Here is a 5,119-nt window from a genome sequence, read left to right as displayed (position 1 = left end):
GGCTACTACAGCCCCGGCAGCAAGAGCGCCTACGTCGCCTTCGACCCGCAGCGCCTCCTCGACACCCGCGACCCCGCGGACTGGGACGGCGGCCCCCTCGGAGGCCGCGGCTACATCTGGATGCCCCTGTCGTACGACGCCCCGGGCATCACGGGATTCGTCCTCAACAGCACCGTCACCAACCCCACGGACAATGGCTTCCTCGCCGTCGCCCCCGACCCGAACTCGCTGGCCGACTACGAGAACGGCACCGAGGACTGGCCCGCCGCACCGACCTCTTCCACCCTCAACTGGACCCGCGGCAAGACCGTCCCCAACCTCGTCCAGGCCAGCACCGGCGACAACGGCATCATCGACTTCTGGAACCAGAGCGACGGCGACATCGACCTCATCGTCGACGCCTTCGGCCTGTACCAGGAGGACTGACCCCCGTCGGCCGCCCGCCCCGACACCCCTCCCGGCGCCCCGCCGGCGGCCTCCCCGGCCGCCGCCGGGGCGCCGCCCGTCACTCCTCCGGCACACGCTAGCCTCGGCCACCAGTACGAGCTGGGAGGAGCCGTGATGAACGAAGAGGTTCGACAGGCCGGTCCGACGGCGGGACGGAAAGAAGGGGCCCGGAAGGGGACCGGGAACGGGGAGCGGAACCCGGCCCGGGAAGGGCGCCGGGACCAGGCGGCCGATCGGGACGACCGCGCGGACCGAGCCGACGAGGCCGCCGGACGCGCGGTGAAGGAGGAGGCGGGCCGGCCCCACGACGTCGTCCTCTTCGGCGCGACCGGCTTCGTCGGCGCCCTGACCGCCGAGTACCTCGCCGCGAACGCCCCCGCCGACTGCCGGTGGGCCCTCGCCGCCCGCGACCTCGGCAAGCTGGAACGGCTCCGCGACCGCCTCGCCGCCCTCCACCCCGCCGCCGCGGACGTCCCGCTGATCCGGGCCGACGCCTCCGACCCGGCGGCCGTACGGGAACTCGCCGCCGCCACCCGCGTCCTCGCCACCACGGTCGGACCGTACGTCCTGTACGGCGGCGAGATCGTCGCCGGCTGCGCCGCCTCCGGCACCGACTACGTCGACCTCACCGGCGAGCCGGAGTTCGTCGACCGCACGTACGTCCTGCACGACGCGCAGGCCCGGGAGACCGGCGCCCGGCTGGTCCACGCCTGCGGCTTCGACTCCATCCCCGCCGACCTCGGCACCTACTTCACCGTCGCGCAGCTCCCCCGGGACGTCCCGATCCGCGTGGACGGCTTCATGCGCTCCAACGCCCTGTTCTCCGGCGGCACCCTCGCCTCCGCCCTCACCGCCATGGGCCGCGCCCCGCAGACGCTCGCCGCCGCCCGCGAACGCCGCCTCCACGAGCACCGGCTGCCCGGCCGCCGCATCCGCGGGCCCCTCGGCGTACCCCGGTTCAGCCGGGAGACCGGCACCTGGGGCCTGCCCCTGCCGACCCTGGACCCGCGCATCGTCACGCGGTCCGCCGCCGCGCTCGACCGCTACGGGCCCGACTTCCGCTACCGCCACTACGCCTCGGTCAAACACCTCCCCTTCGCCCTCGGCGGCACCGCGGCCGTCGGCGCGACCGCCGCACTGGCACAGCTGCCGCCCGCCCGGCAGTGGCTGATGGACCGCTGGGAGCCGGGCCGCGGCCCCGACGCCGAGCGCCGGGCCCGCAGCTGGTTCACCGTCCGCTTCGTCGGCGAGGGCGGCGGCCGCCGCGTCCTCACCGAGGTCTCGGGCGGCGACCCGGGCTACGGCGAAACGGCGAAGATGCTGGCCGAGTCGGCCCTCTGCCTGGCGTACGACGCCCTGCCGCAGCGGGCCGGGCAGCTCACCACGGCCGTCGCGATGGGCGACTCCTTGCTGGACCGCCTCCAGAAGGCCGGCATCCGCTTCCGCGTCGCCTCGGCCCGCTGAGCCCCGCGCCCGCCGGCGGGCCCGTCAGGACGCCTCGCGCAGCGCCCGCCGGCACAGCGAGTCCGCCCGGCGGGTGCTCTCGGGGATCCGGAACCGCGGGCTGAGCGCGAGGGCGTGGGCGCAGGCGTTGTCGAGCGAGATCCGGTGACCCACCGACACGTACACCGGCTTGATCCCGTCCTGCGTCCGCAGCGCCCTCCCGACGACACCGCCGTCGCCCGCGAGCAGCGCGGCGGCGTCACCGCGGCGGGCACCGGGCTCGTCGTAGGTGAAGGTGAACGGGTTCTTCGCGACCCCCATGCTGGGCAGCCCCGTCACCACCCCGAGGTGGCAGGCCAGCCCGAAGCCCCTGGGGTGCGCGAGGCCGTAGCCGTCGCAGACGACGAGGTCCGGCGGCGCGGACAGCGCGTCGAGCGCCGCGAGGACGGTCGGCAGCTCCCGGAAGGCGAGCAGGCCGGGCACGTACGGAAAGCTGACGCGCCCGACGGCGGTCCGCTCCTCGAAGACGTCGAGCGTCGCGGCGTCGAGCACGACGGCCGCGGCGGCCACCAGGTCGCGCTCGTCGTCGTACGCGACGTCCACGCCGGCGACGAGCCCGCGCCCCGGCGGCGGCCCGACCTCGTCGAGCACGACGGCAGCGCGCAGTTCGTCCTGTATCGCCCGGGCCTCGGCCTCGTCGGCGGGGGTCTTCACCATGGTCATGTGATGCGAGAGTAGCCTCACCTCCATGTTCGTCATGGAGCTCACCTACATCGCACCCCTCGAAGCCGTCGAGGAACAGCTCGACGCCCACATCGCGTGGCTGGACGCCCACTACGCGACGGGCGTCTTCCTCGCCTCGGGCCGCAAGGTCCCCCGCGACGGCGGCATCATCCTGGCGGCGGGCGTCTCCCGCGAGGAGATCGAAAAGATCGCCGCGGAGGACCCCTTCACCACCGCGGGCCTCTGCGAATACCGCATCACGGAGTTCATCGCGACGAAGACGTCCCCGTCCCTGGAGGCGGCACGGGAGACGCCGCAGGGGTAGACGGGGGCCGGAAATCGACCAATCGGCATCGGAGGGCCGACGGCGGGGACGCGGACCGAAACCGAGCACGCGACGCCGGGAGGCGGCGGGGGCACCAGAGCGGGAGCCGACCGTACGGTGCGGGGAGGCGGCGGCGGGGTTGGCCGGTAGCCGGTCGGTCGGGATCGGGGAGGTTGCCGGTGGTGTCCCCGGCAGTTGATGGTGTCCGGGGCGGGCCGGTCCCTCAAGGGCGCTCCTCCTTCGTCGTCGCGTCGCTGCGCGATGGCCCTTGCGGGCCACCCTTGACCGACCGACCCGCCCCGGAGGCATTTTTTTTCTGCCGGGGCCGCCCCCGGGGAATGACCCTGCAGGGACGAGCCGCAGAGGGCAGGATCACAGAGCCCGATCCCCCGCCCCGGGTGCCCCTTTCGCCCACCGGCATCAGCCGACCTGTCGGCGGAAGCCGAAAGGGTTGTGCCTGCACGAAACAACGACCAGAGCATCACCGGAACGCAGGAGCGCCCCAGATCGCTACGTGAGCATCCTCAGCTTGGCGGCCGGCGGCCGTCAGGGGCCCGGAAGCGCGACAGATCGCTACAGGGGCGCCCTCGGCTCAGCGGCGGGCGGCCGTCAGGGGCCCGGAAGCGCGACAGATCGCTACAGGGGCGCCCTCGGCTTGGCGGCGGGCGGCCGTCAGGGGCCCGGAAGCGCGACAGATAGCTACGTACACGCTCTCGGCTCAGCGGCCGTCGGCTGTCCGGGGCGAGCAAACGCGACAGATCGCCACAGAGCGCCGTCTGGTCGGCGGCTTACTGCCGACCGCGGCTGGGAGGCGCAGCACGTCGCGGCATACGCGCACTCGGCCCGGCGACCGTGCCGCCATCATCAGCCAGGAGACGCGTCAGATCTCTACAAGGGCCCGTCTGCTCAGCAACCGTCAGCCGCCAGAAGGCGGAATTCGTCAGCACGTTCGCGCCTCCTGCTCGGCGGCCAACCGCCCGCTGCCGCCAGGCGACTCGGTGAATCACTACGTTCACGCCCTCTGTTCTCAGCGTCGGGCGGCAGGAGCCGACGCGACACATCACCGGGTGAGGCTCCTCTGGTCACCACCGGACCGCCGTCTGACGCAGGCAGACGCCCCCAGCTGCAGGCGTGTCGGTTGCGAGGCGGCCGACGCCGACTGCGGCGCAGCGCGCCAGTCCGCGTGCCGGGCCTTTCGGCGGCCATCGACCCTCAGGCCCGTGGAGCGCCCCCCGATCGCCATGTGAGCGCCGTCGTTCGGCGGGCGGCGGTCATGGGGGGCCACGGACCGCCGCAGCTTGCCACACGCTCCCGCTGTTCGGCGGCTGAAGGCCGCCCTGGACCGCGAAGGGTCCAGCTCCTTCGGTGCTCCAGCAGTCCCGGCGACCCCCAGGTCGTCCAGGACGGGCACACGCCGCAAACGGCCACATCCGCTTGCACGCCGCGCAACTGACCGCCCGCCAGGTGCCGCAAAGCGCCCAGGCACCCGTGCTATCGCTGCTCGGCGGCTATCCCTCCCTCAGGGTCAGCGCAGCGCCCGGCTCCCTCCCCTGCCCCTCTCGGGGGCGGCCCACCGTGCGGGGCAGCGCAGCGCCCCGCTCACTACCGCTCCCTCCCCCCTCGGCAGCCAACTCCTCATCCAGGGCAGCGAAGCTGCCCCCTGCCCACTTCCGCCTGCTCGACGGCGAACGGCCGTCGTGGGGCGCGAAGCGGCCCAGGCCGCTGCCATCTCCCAGACTGTCCGGCCTCCAGCTCGTCAGGAGCAGCAAAGCGCCTCTGCACGCTCCACACTCCTCCGATATCGACTTCTGACGACAGGACGACAGCAGCACCCCTCTCCCCAGCCCAGCCACGGTGGACAGCCGCCGACAAAGGGCGCCCCTGTAGCGATCTGTCGCGCTTCCGGGCCCCTGACGGCCGACGGCCGCCGAGCCGAGGATGCTCACGTAGCGATCTGGGGCGCTCCTGCGTTCCGGTGATGCTCTGGTCGTTGTTTCGTGCAGGCACGGCCCTTTCGGCTTCCGCCGACGGGTCTGCCGATGCCGGTGGGGCGAAGGGGGCTCTTGGGGCTTGGGGCCGGGCTCTGTGATCCTGCCCGATAGGCCTCGTCCCTCCAGGGTCATTCCCCGGGGGCGGCCCCGGCAGAAAAAAATGCCTCCGGGGCGGGTCGGTCGGTCAAGG

4 protein-coding genes are annotated in these 5,119 nt (G+C 73.5%); 3 read left to right on the top strand and 1 reads right to left on the bottom strand.

All coding sequences use genetic code 11. The annotated features are described in order from the left end of the window. A partial coding sequence (locus tag IE170_RS00020) for a hypothetical protein (protein ID WP_373298928.1) occupies window positions 1-426 on the top strand: 426 nt, incomplete at its 5' end. A 300-nt stretch (window positions 427-726) separates the two neighbouring features. Then, on the top strand, window positions 727-1,911 hold the full coding sequence (locus IE170_RS00015; protein WP_229884521.1) for a saccharopine dehydrogenase family protein: 1,185 nt from the start codon (window positions 727-729) through the stop codon (window positions 1,909-1,911). Window positions 1,912-1,935: 24 nt separating this feature from the next. Here the strand turns inward: IE170_RS00015 and IE170_RS00010 are convergent, their stop codons facing one another. Then, entirely contained in the window at window positions 1,936-2,613 is a 678-nt protein-coding gene (locus IE170_RS00010; RefSeq protein WP_189807208.1) for an endonuclease V, read from the bottom strand. Between the two features lie 25 nt (window positions 2,614-2,638). Here IE170_RS00010 and IE170_RS00005 point away from each other — a divergent pair, with 25 nt between their 5' ends. After that, window positions 2,639-2,938, top strand: coding sequence for a YciI family protein (locus IE170_RS00005; RefSeq protein ID WP_189807207.1), 300 nt, complete (start codon window positions 2,639-2,641; stop codon window positions 2,936-2,938). The last annotated feature ends 2,181 nt before the right edge of the window (window positions 2,939-5,119 follow it).

Source organism: Streptomyces toxytricini (genome assembly GCF_014649915.1).
Taxonomy (GTDB): domain Bacteria; phylum Actinomycetota; class Actinomycetes; order Streptomycetales; family Streptomycetaceae; genus Streptomyces; species Streptomyces toxytricini.
The sequence above is the reverse complement of the archived record's forward strand: the minus strand, read 5'-3'. Positions and strand labels throughout refer to the sequence as shown.

Excerpts from the sequence above, each read along its gene's own strand:
- IE170_RS00010 (WP_189807208.1), bottom strand. The coding sequence starts at position 2,613 with ATGACCATGGTGAAGACCCCCGCCGACGAGGCCGAGGCCCGGGCGATA.
- IE170_RS00005 (WP_189807207.1), top strand. The coding sequence starts at position 2,639 with ATGTTCGTCATGGAGCTCACCTACATCGCACCCCTCGAAGCCGTCGAG.